The 25,140-nt window shown below is 56.0% G+C and carries 22 protein-coding genes and 2 tRNA genes; 13 read left to right on the top strand and 11 right to left on the bottom strand.

Annotated elements, in window-relative coordinates:
- Positions 1-9: 9 nt before the first annotated feature.
- Positions 10-489 carry a VC2046/SO_2500 family protein gene (locus tag B6S09_RS03205; protein WP_094277048.1) on the bottom strand — a complete coding sequence of 160 codons (480 nt, stop codon included), beginning with the start codon at positions 487-489 and terminating at the stop codon, positions 10-12.
- 132 nt (positions 490-621) lie between these two features.
- Between B6S09_RS03205 and B6S09_RS03200 the strand changes: the two genes are divergently transcribed.
- The 3 genes from B6S09_RS03200 to B6S09_RS03190 all read left to right on the top strand — a co-directional run bounded on the left by B6S09_RS03200 (position 622) and on the right by B6S09_RS03190 (position 1,440).
- A tRNA-Tyr gene (locus B6S09_RS03200) sits at positions 622-706 on the top strand.
- A 53-nt stretch (positions 707-759) separates the two neighbouring features.
- A tRNA-Tyr gene (locus B6S09_RS03195) sits at positions 760-844 on the top strand.
- Positions 845-960: 116 nt separating this feature from the next.
- On the top strand, positions 961-1,440 hold the full coding sequence (locus B6S09_RS03190; RefSeq protein ID WP_134113962.1) for a DUF6515 family protein: 480 nt from the start codon (positions 961-963) through the stop codon (positions 1,438-1,440).
- Positions 1,441-1,443: 3 nt separating this feature from the next.
- Here the strand turns inward: B6S09_RS03190 and B6S09_RS03185 are convergent, their stop codons facing one another.
- Both B6S09_RS03185 and B6S09_RS03180 read right to left on the bottom strand, forming a co-directional pair.
- Positions 1,444-4,533: an efflux RND transporter permease subunit gene (locus B6S09_RS03185; protein WP_094277046.1), complete on the bottom strand. Its 3,090-nt coding sequence runs from the start codon at positions 4,531-4,533 to the stop codon at positions 1,444-1,446.
- Positions 4,520-5,539 carry an efflux RND transporter periplasmic adaptor subunit gene (locus B6S09_RS03180; RefSeq protein WP_094277045.1) on the bottom strand — a complete coding sequence of 340 codons (1,020 nt, stop codon included), beginning with the start codon at positions 5,537-5,539 and terminating at the stop codon, positions 4,520-4,522. Before B6S09_RS03180 ends, B6S09_RS03185 begins: the two co-directional genes overlap by 14 nt.
- A gap of 216 nt (positions 5,540-5,755) precedes the next feature.
- Here B6S09_RS03180 and xthA point away from each other — a divergent pair, with 216 nt between their 5' ends.
- Positions 5,756-6,565 (top strand): exodeoxyribonuclease III, encoded by an 810-nt coding sequence (gene xthA / locus B6S09_RS03175; RefSeq protein WP_094277044.1) that lies wholly within the window; start codon positions 5,756-5,758, stop codon positions 6,563-6,565.
- A 63-nt stretch (positions 6,566-6,628) separates the two neighbouring features.
- On the opposite strand, the gene B6S09_RS03170 is transcribed toward xthA, so the two are convergent.
- From B6S09_RS03170 to B6S09_RS03155, 4 genes are read right to left on the bottom strand one after another with little or no spacing between them, the layout of a single operon-like run.
- A complete protein-coding gene (locus B6S09_RS03170; RefSeq protein ID WP_094277043.1) occupies positions 6,629-7,321 on the bottom strand; it encodes an ABC transporter permease in 693 nt (230 codons plus the stop codon).
- 3 nt (positions 7,322-7,324) lie between these two features.
- Positions 7,325-8,065: an ABC transporter permease gene (locus B6S09_RS03165; protein WP_094277042.1), complete on the bottom strand. Its 741-nt coding sequence runs from the start codon at positions 8,063-8,065 to the stop codon at positions 7,325-7,327.
- A 47-nt stretch (positions 8,066-8,112) separates the two neighbouring features.
- Positions 8,113-8,889, bottom strand: a complete 777-nt coding sequence (locus tag B6S09_RS03160) for an ABC transporter substrate-binding protein (RefSeq protein WP_094277041.1) — start codon at positions 8,887-8,889, stop codon at positions 8,113-8,115.
- Between the two features lie 28 nt (positions 8,890-8,917).
- Positions 8,918-9,685, bottom strand: coding sequence for an ABC transporter ATP-binding protein (locus tag B6S09_RS03155; RefSeq protein WP_094277040.1), 768 nt, complete (start codon positions 9,683-9,685; stop codon positions 8,918-8,920).
- Positions 9,686-10,067: 382 nt separating this feature from the next.
- Between B6S09_RS03155 and B6S09_RS03150 the strand changes: the two genes are divergently transcribed.
- The 3 genes from B6S09_RS03150 to ycaO all read left to right on the top strand — a co-directional run bounded on the left by B6S09_RS03150 (position 10,068) and on the right by ycaO (position 14,121).
- Positions 10,068-10,979, top strand: coding sequence for a LysO family transporter (locus tag B6S09_RS03150; protein ID WP_094277039.1), 912 nt, complete (start codon positions 10,068-10,070; stop codon positions 10,977-10,979).
- A gap of 146 nt (positions 10,980-11,125) precedes the next feature.
- Positions 11,126-12,229: an aspartate-semialdehyde dehydrogenase gene (gene asd, locus B6S09_RS03145; RefSeq protein ID WP_094277191.1), complete on the top strand. Its 1,104-nt coding sequence runs from the start codon at positions 11,126-11,128 to the stop codon at positions 12,227-12,229.
- Between the two features lie 134 nt (positions 12,230-12,363).
- The gene (gene ycaO, locus B6S09_RS03140) at positions 12,364-14,121 is read left to right on the top strand and encodes a 30S ribosomal protein S12 methylthiotransferase accessory factor YcaO (protein WP_094277038.1); all 1,758 of its coding nucleotides are present in this window, start codon (positions 12,364-12,366) and stop codon (positions 14,119-14,121) included.
- Positions 14,122-14,208: 87 nt separating this feature from the next.
- On the opposite strand, the gene B6S09_RS03135 is transcribed toward ycaO, so the two are convergent.
- Positions 14,209-14,937, bottom strand: coding sequence for a DsbA family protein (locus B6S09_RS03135; protein ID WP_094277037.1), 729 nt, complete (start codon positions 14,935-14,937; stop codon positions 14,209-14,211).
- 67 nt (positions 14,938-15,004) lie between these two features.
- Complete coding sequence (locus B6S09_RS03130) at positions 15,005-15,631, bottom strand: energy-coupling factor ABC transporter permease (protein ID WP_094277036.1); 627 nt, start codon at positions 15,629-15,631, stop codon at positions 15,005-15,007.
- Between the two features lie 229 nt (positions 15,632-15,860).
- On the opposite strand from B6S09_RS03130, the gene B6S09_RS03125 reads away from it, so the two are divergent.
- The 5 genes from B6S09_RS03125 to B6S09_RS03105 all read left to right on the top strand — a co-directional run bounded on the left by B6S09_RS03125 (position 15,861) and on the right by B6S09_RS03105 (position 22,297).
- A complete protein-coding gene (locus B6S09_RS03125) occupies positions 15,861-16,808 on the top strand; it encodes a TAXI family TRAP transporter solute-binding subunit (RefSeq protein ID WP_094277035.1) in 948 nt (315 codons plus the stop codon).
- Positions 16,809-16,865: 57 nt separating this feature from the next.
- The gene (locus B6S09_RS03120; RefSeq protein ID WP_094277034.1) at positions 16,866-18,878 is read left to right on the top strand and encodes a TRAP transporter permease; all 2,013 of its coding nucleotides are present in this window, start codon (positions 16,866-16,868) and stop codon (positions 18,876-18,878) included.
- Positions 18,875-19,246, top strand: a complete 372-nt coding sequence (locus tag B6S09_RS03115; protein WP_094277033.1) for a DUF1850 domain-containing protein — start codon at positions 18,875-18,877, stop codon at positions 19,244-19,246. The genes B6S09_RS03120 and B6S09_RS03115 overlap by 4 nt, the downstream gene beginning before the upstream one ends.
- Before the next feature lie 98 nt (positions 19,247-19,344).
- Entirely contained in the window at positions 19,345-21,012 is a 1,668-nt protein-coding gene (locus tag B6S09_RS03110; RefSeq protein WP_243832789.1) for a sensor histidine kinase, read from the top strand.
- Positions 20,993-22,297, top strand: coding sequence for a sigma-54-dependent transcriptional regulator (locus B6S09_RS03105; RefSeq protein WP_094277031.1), 1,305 nt, complete (start codon positions 20,993-20,995; stop codon positions 22,295-22,297). The genes B6S09_RS03110 and B6S09_RS03105 overlap by 20 nt, the downstream gene beginning before the upstream one ends.
- Positions 22,298-22,314: 17 nt before the next feature.
- On the opposite strand, the gene B6S09_RS03100 is transcribed toward B6S09_RS03105, so the two are convergent.
- Both B6S09_RS03100 and B6S09_RS03095 read right to left on the bottom strand, forming a co-directional pair.
- Positions 22,315-23,016, bottom strand: a complete 702-nt coding sequence (locus tag B6S09_RS03100) for a DUF3108 domain-containing protein (RefSeq protein ID WP_094277030.1) — start codon at positions 23,014-23,016, stop codon at positions 22,315-22,317.
- Between the two features lie 11 nt (positions 23,017-23,027).
- Positions 23,028-24,341: an MFS transporter gene (locus B6S09_RS03095; protein WP_094277029.1), complete on the bottom strand. Its 1,314-nt coding sequence runs from the start codon at positions 24,339-24,341 to the stop codon at positions 23,028-23,030.
- 129 nt (positions 24,342-24,470) lie between these two features.
- On the opposite strand from B6S09_RS03095, the gene B6S09_RS03090 reads away from it, so the two are divergent.
- Positions 24,471-25,109 carry a response regulator transcription factor gene (locus B6S09_RS03090; RefSeq protein WP_094277028.1) on the top strand — a complete coding sequence of 213 codons (639 nt, stop codon included), beginning with the start codon at positions 24,471-24,473 and terminating at the stop codon, positions 25,107-25,109.
- Positions 25,110-25,140: the final 31 nt, after the last annotated feature.

Genomic DNA, 25,140 nt, shown 5'->3' with positions numbered 1-25,140 from the left:
AGCCGCCGTTCAGGCGGTTGCATGTACCGCTTCCAGTACCTCGAGCAGCCTGCCGGGCTGCTCGGGTAACAAGGCATTCAGTTTGCCCTGCATCCGGGCCAGGGCTCGGGGTGCCAGGTTGGAGGCCACTTCCGCCGGCAACTCATCAGGTGACGGTTTAAGCGGCTCGCCGCGCATGGCCAGTAATAACCGCAGGCTGTCTTGCTGTAAGGTGCCGGCAAGCTGGCTCAGCCCCGCAACGCGGGCAGTATCTTCCGGTTCAGCAAACAGAGGCGGCGTGGGCGCGGGCAGGCTGAAATGCTGCCGCCAGTCAGGCTCGGCCGAGCCGGCTGCCGGCTCCTCAATACGGGGCAAATCCCGGGCATCTTCCGACAGCATCGCCAGCAACAGGCCAAAATCACCACGACGCCCCTGGTGAACGGCCTGATTAAGGCTGTCTCCCAGCTGGCTGTCGTTGATCAGCAAATTGGCGTGTACCGGCGTGGCCATAAAAAACCCGAAAAGTTTAAAAGTTAGGCATTTAACTCTTTATCGGCCGAAAAGCCCCAAATTTTAGTAAATTAATTGCCTTTCAGGGGTTCACATCCCTGCCGGTTTTGGTAGTATGCGCCCCACTGATGTGGAGGGGTTCCCGAGTGGCCAAAGGGATCAGACTGTAAATCTGACGGCTCAGCCTTCGCTGGTTCGAATCCAGCTCCCTCCACCACCTATTCAGTTCATCGCCACGGCGCTGAACCACACAATTTGAAGTTTACTCGTGGAGGGGTTCCCGAGTGGCCAAAGGGATCAGACTGTAAATCTGACGGCTCAGCCTTCGCTGGTTCGAATCCAGCTCCCTCCACCATTATTTAAAAGCCGGTGCCTAGCACCGGCTTTTTTTATTGCTGCGCCAATGAACCATACTTGAAGTATCTCCGGGTGCCACGACACAGTGCCGTGGCCGGGCAATACAGGAGATAGATGATGGTATCTTCATTCATGTATCACGGCGTCCGGTTACTGACCCTGCTGACAGTATTATTGCTGCCTTCCCTGAGCCAGGCAGAGCAAGGACATTACCGGGAGCATCACCGGCTGCAGCAATATGCTCCCCCCGACAGGCAACATCGCAGCCAGAACAGCTACCGCCATGACCGCCAGCATAAGGCAGCCCGGAACCACGGGTTACGCCGGCATAAGCACCATGTCTCCCCCCGCGTAAGGGTCCAGCGTCCCTATTACTATTCCCCGCCCCGGGTACTGTACCGTGGCCGCGCGTCACCGGGCCCCGGCATTGCTGTCCTGTTACCCCTGGGCAGCCTGATCCGCGAGCTGCCCGGTGGTTACATCAGCCTGTATTTCAATGGCTATCCCTACTACTACCATGGCGGCAATTACTATCGTTCTTACCGGCACGGCTACCGGGTGGTAGCCCCGCCCGGCCGCTCTTCCGGCTGGTAAGGGCTAGTCGGACTCATGCAGTACGGCATCAAGCCGGCGCTGCTGATGTTCCGGTGAGCGGGTATGCCGCGCCAGCATGCGATACATGGCCGGCACAATAAACAGGGTCAGCAAGGTGGCCAGCGCCACACCGCCAAACACCACCATGCCCACCGACTGCCGGCTTTCTGCCCCGGCCCCACTGGCAAGAATAAGCGGTACGGCACCGGCAACCGTGGTAAACGCCGTCATCAGAATCGGCCGCAGGCGACGCACCGCCGCCTCGGTCAGGGCCTCGTCAAACTCCAGCCCCTTGTCTCGTAGCTGATTGGCAAACTCCACAATCAGAATACCGTTTTTGGTCACCAGCCCTATCAGCATAACCATGGCAATCTGGCTGTAGGCATTCAGCGTAATGCCTGAAAAGTACAACCCCAGCAAGCCACCCAGCAGCCCCAGTGGCACGGTCAGCAACACAATAAAAGGGTGCACAAAGCTTTCGAACTGGGCTGCCAGGATCAAAAACACCACCACCAGCGCCAGCCCGAACACAAAGGCTACATCACTCTGGTTGGAGCGATATTCCAGCGACTCCCCTTTATAGTCGACGGTCGCGGCATCGGGCAGATTGTCCCGCACCAGCCCATCGAGGTAGTCGAGCGCTTCTCCCAGGCTGTAACTGCCCTCCAGGTTGGCACTGAGGGTAATGGCTTTTTTCCGGTTGTAGTGATTCAGCGAGCCCGGTGCACCCTGCTCCTGCAGGCTGACCAGGTTGTCGAGAGACACCAGATCACCGCCGTTGGTACGCAGATACAGCGACGCCAGATCATCCAGCCGGCCGAAATCGTTTTCGTCCCCCTTGAGGAACACATCATATTCCTCACCCTGGCGGGAGTAAGTGGTCATGGCCTGGCCTCCCAGCATGACATTTAGGCTGTCAGCTACCTCGGTCACCGAAATACCCAGGCTGGCCGCTCTTTGCTTATCGACCTGCACCAGCAGCTCAGGCTTGGTTCGATCAAAGTCCAGCTCCAGATCACTCAGTCCGGGGTTATCACGAGCCAGGGTACGAAGCTGCTCGGCCCATTCCAGCAGCTGATCATAATCGGCTCCTCCCAGCACAAACTCTACCGGTGTACTGGAGCCGCTGCGAATAGACGAAGGCAAAATGGGGATCACCAGCACCTCAGTCACATGACGGGTCAAGGCACGGATACGCCCTGCCACTACCGCCGATGACACACTGCGCTCATCCCAGCCGGACAGGCTGGCAAACATGATTCCGCTATTCACACCGCCACCAAAACCGGGGGTGCGAACCGTCAGGCTGCTGATAATACCTTCTTCCCGGAGTGGCATCAGACTGCTTTCTACCTCGCCCATGGCCTGGCTCATCCGCTCAAAGCTGGCTCCTTCGGCCCCCTTGACCAGTACAATCACCACGCCTCTGTCTTCTTCAGGTGTCAGGCTCTGAGGGACTTCCCGAAACAGCACGGCAATCACCCCCAGTGCCGCCACCATCACCAGCGGTGCCCACCAGCCATGACGCAGTTCCCGCACCAGCAAACGGCGGTAGCCCGTTTCAAGCCGGGCAAAAGCCCCGTCAAAATAGCGTGCCAGCCGGCTGGGTGACTGTGCAGGCTTCAGCAGTTTCTCCGCCATGACCGGGCTGAGGGTCAAGGCCACCAGGGAGGAAAAGCCCACGGCAGCAGCCAGCAGTACCGCAAACTCGGTAAAAATACGACCGATAATTCCGCCCATAAACACGATGGGTAAAAACACCGAAATCAGGGTAAGGGTGGTGGCGATGACCGCAAAGCCCACTTCACGGGTGCCGTGCCAGGCCGCTGCCAGCGGGGAACGGCCGCGTTCCAGATGATGATGAATGTTTTCCAGCACCACAATGGCATCGTCCACCACCAGGCCAATGGCCATAATCAGCGCCATCAATGTGATCAGGTTGACTGAAAAGCCCATGATCATGGCCACAATGAAGGCGCTGATCAGCGAAACAGGCACTGTCACCGCCGGGATCAGGGTGGCACGAACCTGCCCGAGAAAGAGATAAATCACCAGCACCACCAGTGCCATGGTGATCATCAGCGTCTGATAAACCTCATCAATGGCGCTTTCAATAAATACCGAGCTGTCGTAGGTCCAGGTCAGTTCGGTATTGTCGGGCAAAAAGGGCTGCTGAGCCTGCACCGCCCGCTTTACCTCATCAATCACTTCCAGGGTGTTGGCCTGGGTTTGTTTGACAATGCCAAGGCCCACCACACTCTGGCCATTGGAGCGGAACAGGGTGTCTTCCGGTTTTTCCCCTTCCCATATCTCTGCCACGTCCCGCAGATAAATACGCTCGCCACTACCGAGGTTGCGGATGGCCAGGTTATTAAAATCGGCGGCACTGTTGTAACCGCGTTCAATGCGGGCGGCAAAATTCTGCTGATCATTTTCCAGTGTGCCTGCCGGCAGCTCTACATTCTGACTGCGCAGAGCGGCAGCGATATCGGCCACGGTAACGCCCCGTACTGCCATGGCGGCAGTATTCAGGCGTACATTCATGACCCGCTCTTTGCGTCCGCCCACCCAGACCGAGCTGACACCATCCAGCAGGCTGAAGCGATCAGCCAGCACGTTTTCCGCATAATCCCCCAGTTCCAGAGCCGACATGCCAGTAGAGCGGAGCGTAACCCAGAGGATCACATCATTACGGCCGGTATCTTTGGTAACCACAGGCGCATCGGCATCATCCGGCAATTGACGGGAAGCGCGGGAGACGGCTTCGCGTACATCGCTGGCGGCATTATCAAGATCCCGCTCGGGGTTGAATTCAACGGTAATGCTCGATCGGCCATCACTGGTGGCAGAGCTGATAAATTTGACACCGCTGATCCCGGACAACTCATCTTCCAGGCGCTTGGTCACCTGGCTTTCCATTACGCTGGCACTGGCACCGGTGTAGTCGGTGCGCACGGTCACAATGGGTGATGTGGTGTCGGGCATTTCCCTCAGCGGTAACTCAAAAAAAGCAATCAGGCCGAATACGCACAGCATCAGGCTGAGCACCGTGGCCAGCACCGGCCGGGCAATGGCAATATCAGAGAGCCGCATCGGCCACCTCCACCTGTATGCCATCCCGCAACTTGACGATACCTTCGCTGACCACCCGCTCTCCGACAGCAAGGCCGGTGCTTATCTGCACCCATTCCCCCAGATTACGGCCCACACTGACACTGCGCCGGCTGACCTTATTCGCCTCATCCACGACATAAACATAACGCTGGTTACCGGCATAAAGCAGGCTGCTGGCCGGCACCGCCAGACCGGTGCCATTACTCAGCACCAGCTGCACCCGCATCAGCATTCCCGGTACCAGAGCGCCGTCACTGTTATCAAACTCCAGCCGAACCTGAGCATTAAGGGTGGCGGGATCCACCGCCGGTGCCACCACCGCCAGCCGGCCGTCAAACCGTCGATCCCCGTGGGCATCCGTGGTGCCCTGCAAGATATCGCCCACCTTTAATTTCAAAAAATGTTTTTCCGGCACGGCCAGATCCAGTTTGAGCAGGCTGAGATCATACAGCTCAGCCACCGGCTCACTGGCCCCCAGCAAACTACCCGGTGCCACGTCGCTCAGCCCCATCACGCCGGCAAAAGGCGCTTTCAGGCTAAGGTAATCGAGCTGCACCCGGGCCGCCTGCAAGCGGGCCTCCGCCATGGCCACGGCAGCCTGCTGGCCTTCCAGCTCGGTCTGGGTAACGGCCTTGCGCTTAAACAGTGTCTGAAAATTGGTCAGGATGCGTCTGGCGTCACGCAGCCCGGCAACGGCTTCACTGACTGCCGCTCTGGCTGCCCTGTCGTCCAGGCTCAGCAGCAGTTGGCCCTGCTCGACTTGCTGGCCCGGCACAAAATGGACCTGAGTGACCCGGGCGCTGACCTGAGGCGCAATGGCCACCCGTTGACTGGCCTTGAGGGTGCCTACCAGTTGCAGCCGGGCCGGCAGCTGCTGCTCGGTAACGGTAACGGCCCTGATCACAGGCCCTTGCTGAGCCGGCACCACGGCAGAAAATAAAAGCAGGAACCAGGCCGCCGCCAGGGAATAATAATTTTTTTTCATGTACTTGCTTCCAAACACGCATTACCGCCAGTGTACCTGTTTGGCACAGCCAGACTATGTCAATGTCACGCAACCTTGTCACAAAATGTGACAATCCCGGCAGACGCTCCGCCCATCCCGGCAGTGCCGGATGAAAAGCTGGCCGTGACGTTCACCGGCTGCCGATGGCGAGGCTTTCTGCTAGCATGTGCTCAAATTTCTCAACTTCCGTGTGTTATGAAAGTTATTTCTTTTAATATCAATGGCCTTCGCGCCCGCTTGCATCAGCTGCAGGCCCTTATCGACAAGCACAACCCTGATATTATCGGACTGCAGGAAACCAAGGTACACGATGAGGCCTTTCCGCTGGAAGCCGTACAGGCGATGGGCTATCACGTCTATTTTCATGGTCAGAAAGCCCACTATGGTGTCGCCCTGCTGAGCAGACAGCCGGCCGTCAGCGTACAAAATGGTTTCCCGACCGATGATGAGGATGCCCAGCGACGCATGATTATCGGCCGTTTTACCCGCCCTGATGGCAGCCTGTTCACCGTGCTGAACGGATATTTCCCGCAGGGGGAAAACCGTAAACATGAAACCAAGTTTCCGGCCAAGGAGCGCTTCTATCAGGATTTACAGCACTACCTGAATACGCATCACCAGCCAGGTGAGGCACTGGTGGTGATCGGTGATATGAATATATCTCATACCGATCTGGATATTGGCATCGGCGAGCCCAACCGAAAACGCTGGTTGCGGGATGGCAAGTGTTCTTTTCTACCGGAAGAACGAGAGTGGATGGAACGTCTGCTGGGCTGGGGCCTGACGGATACCTGGCGTTCGCAGAATCCGGTAAATGCCGAAACCTATTCCTGGTTCGATTATCGCAGCAAAGGCTTTAATGACAACCGAGGCCTGCGCATCGATCTTATCCTGGCCACCGAGCCGCTGATGGCGCAGCTAGAAGAATCCGGCATCGATTATGAACTGCGCGGCATTGAAAAGCCCTCTGATCACGCACCTATCTGGGCCAGTTTTAAAGATTAACCGCATTGGCCGGCCACCGTGTTGCAAAGCAGCGGCACAGTAGCCGGCCATGACGGGGACTGTCTACACCTTACGCGGGAGCAAGTGCCGGAACCAACGCTTTTCCAGCCAGCGAAAGCCCCAGACCAGTAGAAAGGTCAGGCACATATATAAAAAACCAGCCGCCAGAAAGGCCTCAAACGGTGAGTAATAGCGGGAGTTTACAATGCGCGCGGCACCGGTCAGATCCACGATAGTGATCACCCCTGCCACCGCTGAACCGTGCAGCATAAAGATCACTTCGTTACTGTAGGCCGGCAGCGCCCGGCGAAAGGAGTTGGGCAGAATAATGCGACGCAAGGTAGTCAGCCGGCTCATGCCAAAGGCATAGGCAGCTTCTATTTCCCCTTTCGGCATGGCACTGATGGCACCACGAATGATCTCGGCCGTGTAAGCACCGGTATTAAGGGTAAAGGCCAGCACGGCACAGAACCAGGCCTGGCTGAACCATTCCCAGGCGGTGGAATCTTTCAGCCATTGCCACTGGGCAGCACCGTAATAAATCAGAAACAACTGCACCAGCAGCGGCGTACCGCGGAAAAAATAAATATAAGCCCAGGCCGGTCCTTTCAGCAGCCAGGAATGGCTGTTACGCATAATCCCCATGGGCACTGCCAGCAGCAGCCCCAGAACCAGCGCCAGCGACACCAGCCAGACGGTGGTGTACAGCCCCTGCCAGTACACCGTCCACTCGTTTAAAACAATTGAGAAATCCATGGCTTACCTTCCCGGAATGGCATAATGGCGCTCAGCCCAGCGCAACATGGAAGTAGACAGCGTGGTAAACAGCAAAAAGATGAGTGCCACCGCCATATAAAAGGTAAAAGGCAACTGCGTGGCCCCGGCAGCCAATGATGCTTTTCGCACCATGTCATCCAGGCCGATAATCGACACCAGTGCCGTGGTTTTCAGCAACACCAGCCAGTTGTTGCCCAGCCCGGGCAACGCATGCCGCATCATCTGGGGAAACAATATTCGCCGGAACACCAGCAATGGCCTCATGCCATAGGCGCGGGCAGCTTCCAGCTCTCCTTTGTCCACCGCCAGAATGGCACCACGAAACGTTTCCGCCATATAGGCACCAAAAATAAAGCCAATGGTAACTATGCCGGCAATAAAGGGGCTGATTTCAATGTAGTCCGGCACATAGCTGGTCCACTCATGACCGGGATCGCCGCCTCCCAGCCATTCATTCAGCGATTCGTTAAGTGAATAAAGTGAATTGTTCAGTAACACCTGGCCGCCAAAGAAAATCAGCATCATCAGCACCAGATCGGGGATCCCGCGTATTACCGTGGTATAAAGGGTGGCCAGCCAGCGAGCCGGCCGCACCGAAGACAACTTGGCCACTGCTCCCAGCAGACCCAGAGTGACCGCCAGCAGTAATGACAGCAATGCCACCTGCAGGGTAATCCAGGCCCCTTCCAGCAGGGCTCCTTCGTAACCTTTTAAATCGAACATCGCCACGTCCTGTGATAGCCGGTCCCGCCAAGGACCGGCCCGACCGATTACTTGCCGTAAACGTCGTAATCAAAGTATTTGTTGTTCACTTCCTGATATTTACCGCTTTCGCGCAGATCCAGAATGGCCTGATCCAGCATTGCTTTCAGATCCTTATCCTGCTTGCGCACGGCAATGCCAAAGCCTTCGCCAAACCACTTTTCATCAGTGACTGACGGACCAACAAATTCAAAGGCATCACCGCCTTCCTTATTCAGCAGACCTTCTTCAATGGCAGTGGCATCGAGAAACACATAATCAACCCGGCCCGCCTTGAGATCCAGGTAGGCATCGTCGGCATTGCCATACCGAACCAGACCCACCTCATCGCCAAAATTCTCGGTCAGGTACTTGTCGTGTGTGGTCGCTATCTGCACACCGATTTTCTTTCCGGCCAGGCCTTCCACGGACAGTTCGAACTCAGTACCTTTGGCCGCCACAAACTTGTTCGGCACCAGGGCATACTTACCGGTAAAGTCCACGGTACGCTTGCGCTCCTCAGTGATCGACATGGCCGCAATAATGGCATCGTATTTACGCGCCAGCAGGGCCGGAATAATGCCGTCCCAGTCCTGGGCCACCAGCTGACACTTCACCTGCATCTGTTCACACAGGGCATTGGCCATGTCAACATCAAAGCCCTGTAGTTCCCCGTTTTCATCAGTCCATGAAAACGGCGGATAGGCCCCTTCAATACCAAAACGCACGGTTTTCCATTCCTTTGCCTGTACGGCCCCTGTCGCCAGCGCTGCCATCACGGCACCTGCTATCCACAGTTTTTTCATGACGTTCTCCTTGTATGCATCGTTTGTTTCAGTAAACCGAAGAAATAAATTGCCGGAACCGTTCAGAAGAGGGGTTAGCAAAGACCTCTTTAGGGTTGCCCTGCTCTTCAACCATGCCCTGGTGCAGGAACATCAGCTTGTTGGATACATCCCGAGCAAAGCTCATTTCGTGCGTCACCACCAGCATGGTGCGGCCTTCTTCTGCCAGCGCCCGCATGACACCCAGCACTTCTCCCACCAGCTCCGGATCCAGCGCCGAAGTCGGCTCGTCAAACAGCATGACTTCAGGTTCTACCGCCAGGGCACGGGCAATCGCCGCCCGCTGCTGCTGACCGCCGGAAAGATGGCCCGGGTAATAATCCCGCCGCTCATACAATCCCACCCGCTGCAACAAGGCTTCCCCCTTGGCAACAGCGTCCTTTTTGGGGACACCCAGCACATGCACCGGTACCTCAATAATATTCTGCAAAATCGTCATGTGTGACCAGAGGTTGAAACTCTGGAACACCATGGCAAGGCGGGAGCGAATTCGCTCCACCTGGCGCATATTGACCGGTTCACGCTCACCGGCCCGGTTGGTCTGCATGGCGATAAGCTCGCCGTGCAGGCGCACCTCACCCGCTGAGGGCATTTCCAGCAGGTTAATGCAGCGAAGAAATGTGGATTTGCCAGAGCCGGAAGAGCCGATAATGGAAATGACGTCTCCCTTTTCGGCAGTCAGATCAATGCCTTTAAGTACTTCCAGCGAGCCATAATGCTTATGCAGGCCCGTGACTTCGAGGGCGGGTTTGCTCATCCGTTAGACCTTTTATTACCGGAGCCCATCATGGGATCCTGTTCCTTTCCTGTACGTTAACAGCCTGTTAACCTTTCTGGAAAAAGTTACCACCAGACTGGCCCAATAACAACATAATCAGCGGCAAAAAACCATTAATGTTGGTTTTTTATACTAACATAACGGCTGTAACAATATAAAAATATGCATAAAACCGGAATAAAGTATCACTCAGATATACTCTTCCCCGCCTTTCAGCTGTTTAATCAGCAAGCAGATCACATTCTTATTCACTAAAGCCCACCGCGTTCGCTTTTTTTTAACGAATTGCTCACGTATGCTGTCGCAACATAGATTAATGGTCAAAAGTTGTGCCTGACCACCTGACTGGAAGATAATTACCATGTACTCCGGCATGCTTATCGTATTACTGCCCCTTGCTCTTGGCTACTGCATTCCCTGCCGCTCCCAATCGCTGGTGCACTTTATTAATGTGGCCGTTGAGCGCATGGTGTACCTGATCCTGTTTCTGATGGGGATCAGTCTGGCTTTTGTAGATAATCTTAGTACTCATCTGGGCACAATTTTTATTCTTTGTGGCGTTTTTCTGGCCTGCATCACGCTCTGCAACCTGGCCGGACTCTGGCTGCTGGATCTGCGCCGGGGACGACTGAGCGGTGAACGGGGTGTGCCAGTTATCAGCAAATGGGCACTGCTGCTGGACTCAGCCAAGCTATGTCTGGTGATCCTGGCCGGGCTCGGTGCCGGCCAGTTTCTGGATCCCGAGTGGTTTCAGGTAGATACCCTGAGCGAGTGGGCACTGATGCTGCTGCTGCTGCTTATTGGCGTACAACTGCGCAATTCGGGCATGAAGCTGCGCCAGATTCTACTTAATCGATGGGGTCTTGCCATAGCTCTGACCGTAATGGTGAGCTCCTGGGTCGGCGGTTTGCTGGGGGCCTGGCTGATGAACATGCCACTGACTCAGGGGCTAGCCTTTGCCTCGGGCAACGGCTGGTATTCGCTGTCGGGTATTTTAATCGGTGACAAACTGGGGCCTGTCATGGGCAGTGCTGCCTTTCTTAACGATCTGGCCCGGGAGCTGATCGCCATCATGATCATTCCGGCTCTGATGCGACGTCACCCCTCCTGCGCCATCGGTTATGGCGGCGCTACCTCCATGGATTTTACCCTGCCGGTTCTGCAACGCTCCGGCGGGGTGGCCATTGTACCGGTAGCCATTGTCTCAGGATTTGTGCTGAGCCTGGCAGGTCCGGTGCTCATGTTAGGCTTTCTGTCGTTTACCTCCGGCTGACAGTCGCGCTGTCATGGCCCTTTGAATAACGGCAAGCTGTACAAAAAACGACCTTTCTTTTTCGCTTTCCCCTTGCACCTTTGGCTGCAATCGGTATTGTGTTGGGCAGGTTTTTTGATTCTCTTTCAAAGCAAGGACACTGAATGATGAAAAAAGTAGGTCTGGTCGGCTGGCGCGGTATGGTCGGCTCCGTACTGATGAGCCGCATGGTAGAAGAAGGTGACTTTTCTCGTATTGATCCCGTCTTTTTCACCACCTCCCAGGCCGGGCAGCCTGCCCCCAACTTTGGCAAAGACGCCGGCACACTGCAGGATGCCTATGACATCGAAGCGCTGAAGGCGCTGGATGTGGTACTGACCTGTCAGGGCGGTGACTATACCAAAGACGTGTATCCCCGTTTGCGTGCCGCAGGCTGGAATGGCTACTGGATTGATGCCGCCTCTGCCCTGCGCATGGATGACGATGCCCTGATTGTGCTGGATCCGGTAAACGGCAAGCAAATTCAGGAAGCTCTGGCCAACGGTGCCAAAACCTTTGTAGGCGGCAACTGCACCGTGAGCCTGATGCTGATGGCACTGGGCGGCCTGTTTGAACAGGATCTGGTTGAGTGGGTATCGGTATCCACCTATCAGGCAGCCTCCGGTGGCGGTGCCCGTCATATGCGTGAGCTGGTTACCCAGATGGGCATTTTGCGCGACGAAGTAGCCGATGAACTGGCCGATTCAGGTTCAGCCATTCTGGAGCTGGAACGCAAGATCACCGAGAAGACCCGCAGCGGTGACCTGCCGGTCGATAACTTTGGTGTACCGCTGGCTGGCAGCCTGATCCCCTGGATCGATTCTCAGCTGGAAAACGGCCAGAGCCGTGAAGAATGGAAAGGCCAGGCCGAAACCAACAAGATCCTGGGCATTGAACAGGCGATTCCGGTAGACGGTCTGTGCGTACGCATCGGTGCGCTGCGTTGCCACAGCCAGGCCTTCACCATCAAGCTGAAGAAAGATATTTCCATTCCGGAAGTGGAGAAGCTCCTGGCTGCCCATAACGACTGGGTGAAAGTGATCCCCAACGATCGCCAGCAGTCCATGGATGAACTGACGCCGGCCGCCGTCACCGGCACCCTGAGCGTTCCTGTTGGCCGTCTGCGCAAGCTGAACATGGGTCCGGAATATCTGGCTGCCTTTACCGTCGGAGATCAGCTGCTGTGGGGTGCCGCCGAGCCCCTGCGTCGTATGCTGCACCTGCTGCCATAAGCGCTTCGCTGATTACCTGAAACGCCCGCCTCATGCGGGCGTTTTTTATTGGTGGCAACCCGCTTTGTGCTTGTTCAAATTATCACCTCGGGTTAGGATCAGCCCCTTTTTTGCCGAACCCGCCAGAGGTATTCATGAAAACCTTTATCCCCAGCAAAGACGCTGCGCTGGAAGACTCTATCAGCCGCTTCCAGAACAAACTGCAGGCGCTGGGCTTCGATATTGAAGAGGCCTCCTGGCTGAACCCGGTACCTCACGTATGGTCGGTTCATATTCGCGATAAAGAGTGCGGTCTGTGCTTTACCAATGGCAAGGGGGCCAGCAAAAAAGCGGCTCTGGCCTCAGCCCTGGGTGAATACTTTGAGCGTCTGGCCACCAACTATTTCTTTGCCGATTTTTACCTTGGCCGTGACATCGCCGACGGCGATTTCGTGCATTACCCCAATGAAAAGTGGTTTCCCGTTCCTGCGGACAATCAGCTGCCTGCGGCCCTGCTGGATGACTATACCCGCGGCTTTTACGATCCGGACAAAGCACTGACCGCCGATATGCTGATAGACCTGCAATCCGGCAACGAAGATCGGGGTATCTGTGCCCTGCCCTTTGAACGTCAGGGCGATCATAAAACCGTTTATATTCCCATGAATATCGTGGGCAACCTGTATGTGTCCAACGGCATGAGCGCCGGTAACACCAAAACCGAGGCCCGGACACAGGGGCTGTCGGAAGTATTCGAGCGCGCCATTAAAAACCGCATTATTGCCGAACGCATCAGCCTGCCCAAAATTCCTGAGCAGGTGATGAACCGTTATCCGCATATTCAGGAGTCCATCGCTACCCTGGAAGCGGAAGGCTTCCCGATCTTTGCCTATGACGCGTCTCTCGGTGGCCGCTATCCAGTGATCTGCGTAGTGCTGTTCAACCCGGCCAACAGTACCTGTTTTGCCTCATTTGGTGCCCATCCCCGTTTTGCCGTGGCACTGGAACGCACCGTGACCGAGCTGCTGCAGGGCCGCGGTCTGAAAGATCTGGACGTGTTCGTCCCGCCCTCTTTTGACGATGACGAAGTGGCTGATCACCATAACCTGGAAACCCACTTTATCGACTCTTCAGGTCTGATCAGCTGGGATCTGTTCCAGGTGCAGGCAGATTACGCATTTGCCGACTGGGACTTCAGCGGCAGCTCCGAAGAAGAGTTCAACCATCTGCTGGGTATTTTCAACGAGCTGGAACAGCCGGTTTATATTGCTGACTATGAGCACCTTGGCGTCTACGCCTGTCGTATTCTGGCTCCGGGAATGTCGGATATTTACCCGGTAGAAGATCTGGAGCTGGCCAATAACAATATGGGCGCGCATCTGCGAGCGACTCTGCTGAGCCTGCCCCAGAGCGATGCCGACGGCGAGCAACTGATGGCACTGTATGATCAGCTGGAGCAGGAAGGACTGGATGACTTTACCCGGGTACGCGAACTGATTGGTATTGCCCCCGATAAAGGTACTGCCTGGCATACCCTGCGGGTTGGCGAGCTGAAATGCATGCTGGCCCTGGCCGCCGGTGAGCTGGAAAGCGCACTCGATTATGCCGACTGGACCCTAAGCTTTAATGCGTCCGTGTTCAGTGAAGCGCGCGCCCGCTACTATCGCTGTCTGAAAGCCTCACTGGAGCTGCACCTGTCTGAAGAGCGTAAGCCAGAGCAATATCGTGCTGCCTTTGACCGCATGTTTGGTCAAGACACGGTTACCGCCGCCTGGGCTCAGATAGACGGCAGCGCCCGCTTTCATGGCCTGACCGCCGCCGATGAAAGCCTGAAAGACTTTGGCACTCATCAGGCCTTGCTGGCTACCTACGAGAAGCTGCAGAAAGCAAAGCGCGAAGCAAGCTGGGCGTAATATCCGGATCTCCTCCGGTACTCAGCTAAACCAAAAGACCCGGGCAAAGCCCGGGTCTTTTTGATCACATCCGCTCCCTGCACTGACTCAGGATTTCTGCTCTTCCAGAATTTTCTTCAGGCCTTCCTCATCAATGGCACCGGGGATCAGGGTGCCATCAGGGAAGACCAGTGCCGGTGTGCCATTCAGGCCGAGGGCTCGGAATAGGGTCAGGTTCTGGTTCAGCTTGTCGGCGATATCCTTGCTGCCGGCCGTTTTCTGCAGGCTTTTGGCGTCCAGGCCGGCTTTATCGGCAATGGTGGCCAGGGCGGCGGCCTGAACCCGTTTCTGACTCATCAGGGCCTGATGCAGCTCAGCATACTGCTTGGGTGCTTCTTTTGCTGCGGCCAGCGCCAGACGTGCCGCTTGTACGGAGTCCGGACCGAGAATGCCCAGATCCTTTACGATAATTTTCAGCTCGGGTTCAGTCTTCAGCACTTCCAGCAGCGTCTGGTTCAGGCGATGGCAGTAAGGGCAGTTATAATCGGTGAAATACACCATTTCCACTTTGCCATCGGGATTGCCTATTACGCCGTCCGTGTTGTTGGCGAATAATTGGGCAGACTGCGCTTTCAGCTGTTTGGAGAACTCCGCCTGCTGGGCTACCCGGTCGTTTTCTTCCAGCTTGATAATGGCATCCCGTAGCATTTCCGGCTCGGCCATCAGTGCTTCCCGCACCCGCTTCTGAAACTCTTCCTGACTCATCTCCGCCTGCGCCATCATGGGCAGGCTCAGGGCCACCAGAGGGGCCAGTATTTTCAGTGTACGATGTTTCATCTTATTCTCGCTTTAGCGCAATCAATCTGCACAGCCTACCAGAGCCAGCACGGCTTCAGAAGCCCCGCTATTTATTGATAAGGTAATCCCTGTCATAAAAGGTGCACATCCACTGGGGACGAAACACCACCAGCAGGGTGATGGCCATGCCGTTAAGCAGTGCCTCGGGAAACAGTAATAACGGCAGAATAGTCAGGTAATCGTTCTGCACCATCGCCCAGCTGTAGTCTCCCGACCACACCATATACCCTGCCAACGCTGCGGTTTTAACGGCAATGGTCAGGGCCGCGTTAAAAAAGCCCGCCACAAAGATATACACAAACAAATGACGGTACAGATAACTGTAAGTCAGCAGAAAAATAAAGTAACTGAACGAAACAGGTAAAATGACGCCCAGCAACACATTTACCCCGAACTCCGGCCAGGTTTCAAAACCAAACGCAGTGATCAGCACCAGGGTCAGCGTGGCCATCAGCAGACCCAGCCGCCAGCCCAGCATCAGAGCCAGGGTGGTCAGACCAAGAAAATGAATTTCCTGGCCATCGCGAATGCCTGCCTGCAACATCCACAGCGGCACCAGTGCAATGGCCCCGCCAAAGCACAAATGCTGCCGTTGTTTGTCTTCCATCAACGCCGGCCAGTTCACCCGCCAGGCTGCCAGCACCAGCGTGGCCACTGCCATAGTCCAAATCATTACCTGTTCTCTTCTTTGCCTTATCCGTATTCAGGTTACCAGAGAGGCGACATGACGCACATTCATTCTGAATATTCAGACAACGGGATGCCCATATTCTGAAATTACAGAAAAAGGTTGCCACCCCACCTATAAAAATCAACAACTTAAATAAAAAACACCTGTTTAACTTGTGGCATCAAAAGTGCAACACAATGAGTGCAAACCCACAACCAAGGAAGCCAAATCAATGAAGATGTTTAAACACTGTTTGCTCGGCGCCTCTCTGGCTCTGTCCGCCACCACCGCTCAGGCAGCGGAATTCATCAACGTGCTGACCGGCGGCACCAGTGGCGTATATTATCCGCTCGGCGTGGCCATCTCTCAGCTTTACGATGAACATATTCCTGACTCCCGCGTTCAGGTTCAGGCCACCCGAGCGTCGGTTGAAAACCTGACCCTGTTGCAAAAAGGACGGGGCGAAATTGGCTTTGCCCTGGCCGACAGTGTGGCAGATGCCTGGAACGGTGAAAAAGAAGCAGGCTTTCCCGCCCCGCTGGACAAACTCAGAGCGGTGGGGGCTACTTACTCAAATTACATTCAGATTGTTGCCCGGGCCGACAGCGGCATCACCAGCCTGGAAGACCTTAAAGGCAAGCGCATTTCTGTCGGCGCTCCCCGTTCAGGAACCGAGCTGAACGCCCGCACCATCTTCAAGGCGGCCGGTCTGAGCTACGACGATTTTTCCCGCACCGAATACCTGCCATTTGGCGAGTCGGTCGAACTGATGAAAAACCGCCAGCTTGACGCCACATTACAATCGGCAGGTCTGGGGATGGCGGCTTTCCGCGATCTGGCCTCTCATGCGCCGGTCGTGTTTATTTCCATCCCAGCTGAACTGGTCGCCAAAATCGGCAATGATGCCTACCGCCCCGGCCTGATCCCCGCCGGCACCTATACCGGTCAGGACGAAGATGTGTCTACCGTGGCCATCAGCAACCTGCTGATCACCCATCAAAATGTTTCCGATGACACCGCCTACCAGATGGCCAAACAGGTATATGAAAACCTGCCGGCCTTGCGTAATGCGCATAATGCCGCCAATGGAATTGATCCTGCCAGCGCCGTCGACGGCCTGCCATTACCGCTGCACCCGGGAGCAGAGCGCTACTACCGCGAACAGGGACTGGTGAAGTAATTCCATATAACAACAAGTCCGGCCGCCCTTTCGGGCGGTTCGGGCCGGGAGACAACAATGAGCAGTTACCAGAACCGGCACGCCCTGATCTTTTATGGAGCATTGTGCTTTTCCGTTTTTCAGATCATTACCGCCGCGTTCAGCCCGCTGTCCACCACTGTAGTAAGGGCAATACACGTGGGCTTTTTACTGTTCCTGGTTTACCAGCTTTATGGTGCCCGGGGCCAGTCTTTAACACGACCTTCGGTATGGGGCACCTTACTGGGCACGGTCGCGCTGTTATTTGCCTTTTATCACTGGTGGTTTGAAGCGGATCTTATCTACCGCGCCGGTGAAATGAACCAGACAGACTGGATCATCGGCAGTGTCACTCTGTTGATGGTGTTCGATGCCGCCCGCCGCCTGATGGGCTGGGCGCTACCTCTTATCTGCCTGACATTTGCCGGCTACGCCCTGTTTGGTCAGCATTTGCCCGATGCCCTTATGCACCGGGGATATGGCCTGGATCAGGTTGTTTCACAACTGGCGTTCAGCACAGAGGGGATCTACGGTACTCCCACTTATGTTTCATCCAGTTATATTTTTCTGTTTATTCTGTTCGGTGCCTTTCTGGAACAGGCCGGTATGCTCAGGCTGTTCAATGATGTGGCCATTGGCTCCGTTGGCCATACCCGAGGCGGGCCGGCCAAGGTGTCGGTGCTGTCATCGGGCATGATGGGAACCATTAATGGCTCCGGTGTCGCCAATGTGGTCAGCACCGGCCAGTTTACCATTCCGCTGATGAAAAAATTCGGGTACCGGGCCGACTTTGCCGGTGCGGTTGAAGCCACCAGTTCCATGGGCGGCCAGATCATGCCGCCGGTAATGGGTGCCGTGGCATTTATTATGGCGGAAACCATTAATGTCCCCTATGTGGAGATCACCAAAGCCGCACTGATCCCGGCCCTGCTTTATTTCTTCACGGTGTTTCTGATGGTACACCTGGAAGCCGGACGCGCCGGCCTGAACGGACTGCCCAAATCAGAATGCCCCAACCCGCTGAAAGCATTAAAAGAGCGCTGGTATCTGCTGCTCCCTCTGGCGGCCCTGGTCGTAATGCTGTTCTCTGGCTTCACGCCCCTGTTTGCCGGCATGATGGGCCTGGCACTGACGGTGGTGCTGATTATGGGCAACGGCCTGGCCCGGCATATCAGTGCCAAAGGGTTGCGCTATGGGTTCTGGGTATTACTGGGGCTGGCCTGCGCCACCTTCAATCACTACGGCATTACCGCCATTTTTGTCATTGTGGCCATCTTGACCGTGCTGTTGCTGGTAAAGCGTGAACAGAACATTTTAAGCACAGTGATCAACGCCCTCTATCAAGGCGCACTGCATGCCCTGCCGGTAGGGGTTGCCTGTGCCCTGGTGGGCGTGATTATCGGCGTAATCTCCCTGACTGGTGCCGCCACTATTGTAGCCGGTTTTATCATTCAGCTGGGAGAGCACAGCCTGCTGCTGTCACTGGCACTGACCATGCTTACCTGTCTGGTGCTCGGTATGGGGATTCCCACTATACCCAACTACATTATTACCAGCTCCATTGCTGCGCCGGCCCTGCTTGAACTGGGTGTGCCGCTGATCGTCTCGCATATGTTTGTATTTTATTTCGGCATTATGGCTGACCTGACCCCTCCGGTGGCACTGGCAGCGTTCGCCGCCTCCCCCATCGCCGGCGCATCGGGCCTGCGCATTGGTATGCGCTCGTTACAGATTGCCATTGCCGGATTTGTGGTGCCCTATATGGCGGTCTACACACCCGAACTGATGCTGCAGGGCGATGCCGGCATCGCAGCTACCCTGTTTGTCATCTTCAAGGCACTGCTGGCCGTGTCTTTATGGGGGATGGGAGCCATTGGCTACTGGCTGAAACCGTTCACGCTTGTCGAGCGGCTGATTGCAGTGGGTGCCGCTGCCCTGCTGGTATTTTCTCTGCCCATGACTGACGAACTGGGGCTGGGCCTTGCTGCCCTGCTGCTGGGCCGGCACTGGTGGCAACAGCGCCGCCGCCAGCCGTTAATGACGGCATCATGATCTGTCTGTCTGGTGCAAACACCCTGGTGATGCTGCTGACCGGCAGCATCACCTTAAGCTGGCAGCACTCGGTAGAAAAAATACGCTGGGAAGAGCAGTATCAGGCTCATCCCCCCTATTTATACCTTACCGGTGCCAGCGTGCTGGGCTCAGGGGCCGGCATGGAGCCTCCCTCTGACGCCCAGCTGCATAATGGCCGCTGGTACTGGCAGCCGGATCTGAAGGTAAAAGAAGTGGTACTTGCCGGTTCGGAGTTTACCGGCGAATATACCCTCTGTTTTGCCGCCGGCCGCTGCCATCCGCTCAGCCACTGGCTGGATACAGGGCAACAGGTCATTCTTTCAGCCTGTCGTCCGGAGGGTGACTGATTTTACCGTTAAAAAAACAGGCCGGCTGGCTGCTGCTGTTACTGCTTTTTATCCTGCTGTTACTGCAGGTCTGGCATCAAAGCTGGCAACATCAGGCCATGGCACAAGAGCAGCGGGCACAGCAACAGCTGCAGGTTTACCGGGCGGCACTGGAATCGGAAATCGCCCGTTTTGAAAACATTCCCCGGGCATTACAGTTTCATCCGGTGTTGCTTCAGGCGCTGGAACAACCCGACAACAACCATGCCAGCGACAAAGCCAACCGCCTGCTGCAGCAACTGGCTGATGATACCGGCGTTGAAGCCCTGTATCTTATCAATGCCGGCGGCGTCACTCTGGCAGCAAGCAACTGGCACACCCCTTATAGTTTTGTCGGACAAAGTTACCGTTTCCGGCCTTACTTCAATGACGCCCTGAACGGCAATATCGGCGAATTTTATGCCGTGGGTGCCACCACCCGTACTCCCGGATACTTTTTTGGGCTGCACATGAGCGGGCAAGGCGGTGCTAACGGAGTTCTGGCGGCAAAAATCACCCTGAAGAAGCTGGAGCAAAACTGGCAACTCTCCGGCGAAAAAGTGCTGGTGGTCGATAAAGAACAGGTTATCGCGCTGGCATCTGATACCCGGCTCAAATTTAAAACCCTTGCTCCCCTCACTACCGAGGCCCGGCAACGACTGGAGCTGGCCCGGCAATATACTCCCATGTCCCTGGCCCCCGTGACCATCACCCGGCACGGTCAGCAAATGCAATGGCAGGGAAGGCTCTATGGTACCAGCGAGCTGTCGCTGCCACGACTGCAGTGGCGTATGCAGTTATGGTGGCCAAGCCGCCAGTTGTCACTCAATGCCACCCTGCTGACAACATTGACCGGGTTCGGACTGATCGTCCTGCTGTTACTACTGCTTTACTGGCGGCAACGCCGCCGCTACTACCGTATGCAGGTAAAGGCACGCTGTGAGCTGGAACAACAGGTCACGTCCCGCACTGCCGCCCTGGCCGCCACCAATTATCAACTTGAACAGCAAGTGCAGGAGCGAACCCAGGCAGAAGCCAGGCTCAGATCCATGCAACATGAACTGATACAGATTAACCGGCTGGCCGCCTTGGGGCAGATGGCCGCAGGGGTGGTACACGAAGTTAACCAGCCGCTGACGGCGCTGAGAAATCAGTCGGTCAACACGCTCTTGCTCAGCGAACGCGGCAGATATGATGAAGTCAAAACCAGCCTGCAAACCATGGAGCGACTGATCAACCGGATTGCCCGTCTGACTTCACAGCTAAAGCTGTTTGCCGCCACCCGCCGCATTACCAAAGGCCAGAGTGATCTTCATGAAGCGCTGGACAACGTAATGAGCTGGCTGTCGTCACGCTTTACGACACAGGGCATTGAGCTGTGTCGGCAGTACTCCGATACTGTGCAGCTGCCAATAGAGCTGCATGCTCTTGAGCAGATATTGGCCAACCTGCTGGCCAACAGCCTGGATGCGCTGGATCATCACAGCCAGGGCACGATCACGGTCAGCGCCGGCCCGGGCTGGCTGCAGGTCCGGGACAATGGCCCGGGCATTGAACCGGCATTACAGGACAAGGTGACCGAGCCATTTTTCTCTACCAAGCAGGCCGGTCAGGGCCTTGGCCTGGGCTTGTCGATTGTGCGCGACCTGGCCGAAGCCAGCGACGGCCGGCTGACGATTCAGCACCCGCCCGAGGGCGGGATCCTGTTTCATATTGACTGGAGCCCCCATGACCAGACCCCCCATTGAAATATGGCTGGTTGAAGACGATGAAGACGTACGTCAGACCCTGCTGCAGACGCTGCAGTTGTCGGATTTGCCTGCCCGTGGATTTTCCCGCGCGGAGCACGCCCTCAAGGCACTGACGGCGGATGCTCCGGTGGTGATGCTGAGTGACGTACGCATGCCCGGTATGGACGGGCTGTCCTTGCTGCGGCAACTGCAGAAACATGATGCCGAGTTGCCGGTGCTGTTACTGACCGGCCATGGTGATATCCGGATGGCCGTTGAGGCCATGCGGATGGGGGCCCAGGACTTTTTTGAAAAACCCTATCAGCCGGAGCAGCTGCTGCACAGCCTGCGCCAGGCCATGGAAAGGCGAGCACTTGTGCTCGATAACCGCCGGTTACGCCGTTGCCTGGCAGCAGGCAAACAGCCTGATTTATTGCTGGGCCATACACCGGAAATGGATCTGCTGCGCCGGCAAATTGACAATATCGCCGATACCAGTGCCAGTGTGCTGATCCTGGGCGAAACCGGCACCGGCAAAGAGCTGGTGGCGCGCAGCCTGCATCAGGGCAGCGGACGCAAAGGACATTTTGTTGCCGTTAACTGTACCGCCCTGCCGGAGTCCATTTTTGAGAGTGAAATGTTCGGTGCCGAGCCCGGCGCCTTTACCGGTGTCACCAAAAGGCGTATCGGGAAAGTAGAACATGCCGATAATGGCACCCTGTTCCTTGATGAAATTGAGGGCATGCCCCTGCCTTTGCAGGCCAAAATGCTGCGGGTGCTGCAAGAGTCCGTTCTGGAACGACTGGGAGGTAACCAGCTGATAAACGTTGACGCCAGAGTCGTTGCCGCTACCAAAATTGACCTGCAGGAAGCCGGCCGTGCCGGGCTGTTCCGCCCCGATCTCTACTTCAGGCTGAATGTGGTCACCCTGGCTCTGCCTCCGTTACGTCAGCGACGCGCCGATATTCCGTTATTGTTTCTGCATTTTACAGAACAGGCAAAAGAGCAATATAACCGGGATGCCGCACCGCCGCCGGATGCGCTGTTACAACAGCTCATTTGCCGTGACTGGCCCGGAAATGTGCGCGAGCTACGCCATGTTGCGGAACAGTATGTTTTGGGAGTCCTGCCAGTCACAGCAGCTCAGTCTCCCCTGACCTTGCCGGAGCAACTGGCGGCACTGGAGCAACAGCTGATTTTTGATGCTATGCATAAAAGCCAGAATCAGGTAGCCCAGGCTGCAGAGCAGCTTGGGATCCCGCGAAAAACCCTGTACGACAAACTGGCCAGATACCGCCAGTAAGCACAATAAAAGCCGGCTCAGCCTTCGTCTGCCAGCCGGTAATCCATTTTGCTGAGGGTAGCCGTCACCGCCAGCTGACGGTTTTCTTCGTGACTTATCTGCACCAGCAAATAGTCGAGCTCAGGGGCAACCCAAAACCGGGTTTTACGTTTACTGTTGCCCCGGTCCCGTTCCACAATAAGGGTGTCGAGCGTACCGATGCCTGTTTTCAGCGCCTGGGTTCCCACCACTTTGAAAGGCATGCTTTTTATCTCACCATCACGCGCTACCTTGTACTCAAAGGCCTGCTTGCCGGCAATCAGATCACAACGGGCCTCAAAGAAAAAGCTGACCGGATCAAACACACCACCTTCTGCCGACAGCAGCTTGTCGCCGTCTTTATCCTGATAAAGCAACATGTCGGTGCCCTTATCAAACACCAGCCGCTCTTCCCGGGTCACTCCCAGAGCTTTGGCTTTATAGCTGAAGGTCTCGGGACTGGCAGTACAGTCATGCCAGGTAAAGCTTGCTTTCTGGTCTACATCCAGCAGCCAGTGACGTAATGAAAAGTGGACATGATATTGATCGCGGTTGCGATCAATACTGAGGGTGTTTACTCCCTTGGTCGCATCACCGTTAAGCATGACCGAAAATTCGGCCCGCATATGGTCAATATCGCGAGCGGTGGCCGCACTTGCCAGTAACAGGCCGGTCAGCGCCAGCAGACATTTTTGCAACATGATGTATCCTCTTATGAGTCGTCCTGAACATTCGGCAGGCCCTGTGCCAACCATACACCAAGAAGTGTTAACAAAGAAAACACCAGTATCACCGCCAGCGCCGACAGCAACCCCAGCAACATACTCAGCGCCCCTGCCAGCAACAGCAGAACTCCCATCAGCGTATTGCTCACGGCAACATAATCGGTGCGTTTGTCACCTCCGGCCAGATCGACCAGAAAGGTTTTTCGGCCCACCCGCACACCGGCATGAGCCACGCTGAGGATAAAGATAACCAGTGCAAAATATCCCGCTGGCACACGGTCTTCAAGAGCAAGATGAAAACAGACGACCAGCCCCAGCACGGCGGCAATCAACCCGGCCAGTTGCAACACCCGCAGTGAAGAAACATCGGCCAGCTTACCCCAGAGCCAGCTGCTGATAAACTGGGCCAGTCCCTGAGCGATAACCATCCCTCCCAGCACCTGTATGCCCCCGTTATAATCCTGCGCCACCAGCACATAATAGGGTGCAACCAGCGCCGTGGACATCAGCAGGGTTCTCACCAGCAGAAAGCGCCCGAACGCAGGATCCTGCTTGACCAGTTTCAGGCTGGCAAGCGCATACTGCCAGCCGTTAACGCCCCCTTCGGTGGCTCCGGGCAGCTCCTGAATACCACTGTAGCACCAGATCCCAAGCCCCCATATGGCCGCGGCGGTCAGCAAAATCAGCACATATCCCCACAGCGGCAGAGAATCCGGTATCGTCAGCAGCAAGCCGAATATCAGCCCCGCTCCCCCAGCCAGACTGGCCCCGGCACCGGTCACCTTGCCCCGTTCTTGTTTGGGAATGGTCTTACCCAGCACGTCCTTGGAAGCAATAGAGCAAAGTCCTCTGGCAAGGCTCATCAGGGCCAGCAGCAGCAATAACAGTACCCCGGCCAACCAGCCCGACCAAAGCCATGCCGTCATGGCCATCAGTACCAGACAGCCGGCCTGCAAACCGGCCCCCCATAACCAGGCTCTCTTGCGCAACGGCATTAACCGCACCCTGGCCCCGAGCAAGAGCTGAGGCAGCATGGAGCCGCTTTCCCGAATAGGCACCAGCCAGCCAATCAGCCAGAGCGGTGCCCCTACAGCCTGAAACAGCCAGGGCAGAACGGTTTTGGCATTCATCATCAGCTCGGCCAGTGCCGTGGCCAGCTGAGCCAGAATCAATCTGCGCCGGTTACCCACCGCCTGATGACATTGATCATCGGGAATATCTTTGCAGATGCGAGCATCTTCATCATTATCTGTCAGGCGGGCCAGCCAGCCGCGCTCTGATTCTGATTTGCTTTCAAACATGTTCCGGCTCAATCTACGTGATCACGAAAATAGGGCCAAAGAGTTCTCAGCCACGCTGCAAAGCCCTATCATACAATTTAAAATGGAACGAGCTTCCATTGAATACTTTACCGACACAAGGAACGCATCATGGACTCGGGCTATCGCATTATCATTGCCGATGACCACCCCCTGTTTCGCAACGCACTGCAGCAGGCCGTGCAGCTGGCCGTGCAGGGAGTTCACCTGCAGGAAGTGGACAGCATCGACAGCCTGCTGCAGCTGTTGTCAGAAACCGATGACACAGACCTGCTGCTGCTGGATCTGAAAATGCCCGGCGCCAGTGGCTTCTCCGGCCTGACCCGGCTACGGGCACTGTATCCGTCACTGCCCGTAGTCGTGGTATCGGCCAGTGAAGAAACCAATGTAGTACAACAGGCTATGCGTCTCGGGGCCGTGGGTTTTATTCCCAAATCATCCCCCATGCCGGTGCTGGTCAATGCGCTGAATACAGTGCTGGAAGGCGACGGCTGGTTTCCGGAAGGCATTAATCCTGATGATGCCCCCGAAGACGACATGGCCAGCCGTCTGGCCAGCCTCACGCCTCAGCAATTCAAGGTGCTGACCATGTTGTCGGAAGGCAAACTGAACAAGCAGATTGCCTATGAACTGGATGTATCGGAAGCCACCATCAAGGCGCATGTTACTGCTATTTTCCGCAAGCTTGACGTGAAAAACCGTACTCAGGCGGTCATCGCGTTGTCACAACTGGAAGGCGGCGAGTTCTGACCTGGCGGGCTCGGAACCGGCAGACAGCGAG

Origin of the sequence: Oceanimonas baumannii (assembly GCF_002245495.1) — a bacterium.
Taxonomy (GTDB): Bacteria; Pseudomonadota; Gammaproteobacteria; order Enterobacterales; family Aeromonadaceae; genus Oceanimonas; species Oceanimonas baumannii.
This window is presented reverse-complemented; position numbering and strand designations above follow the sequence as displayed.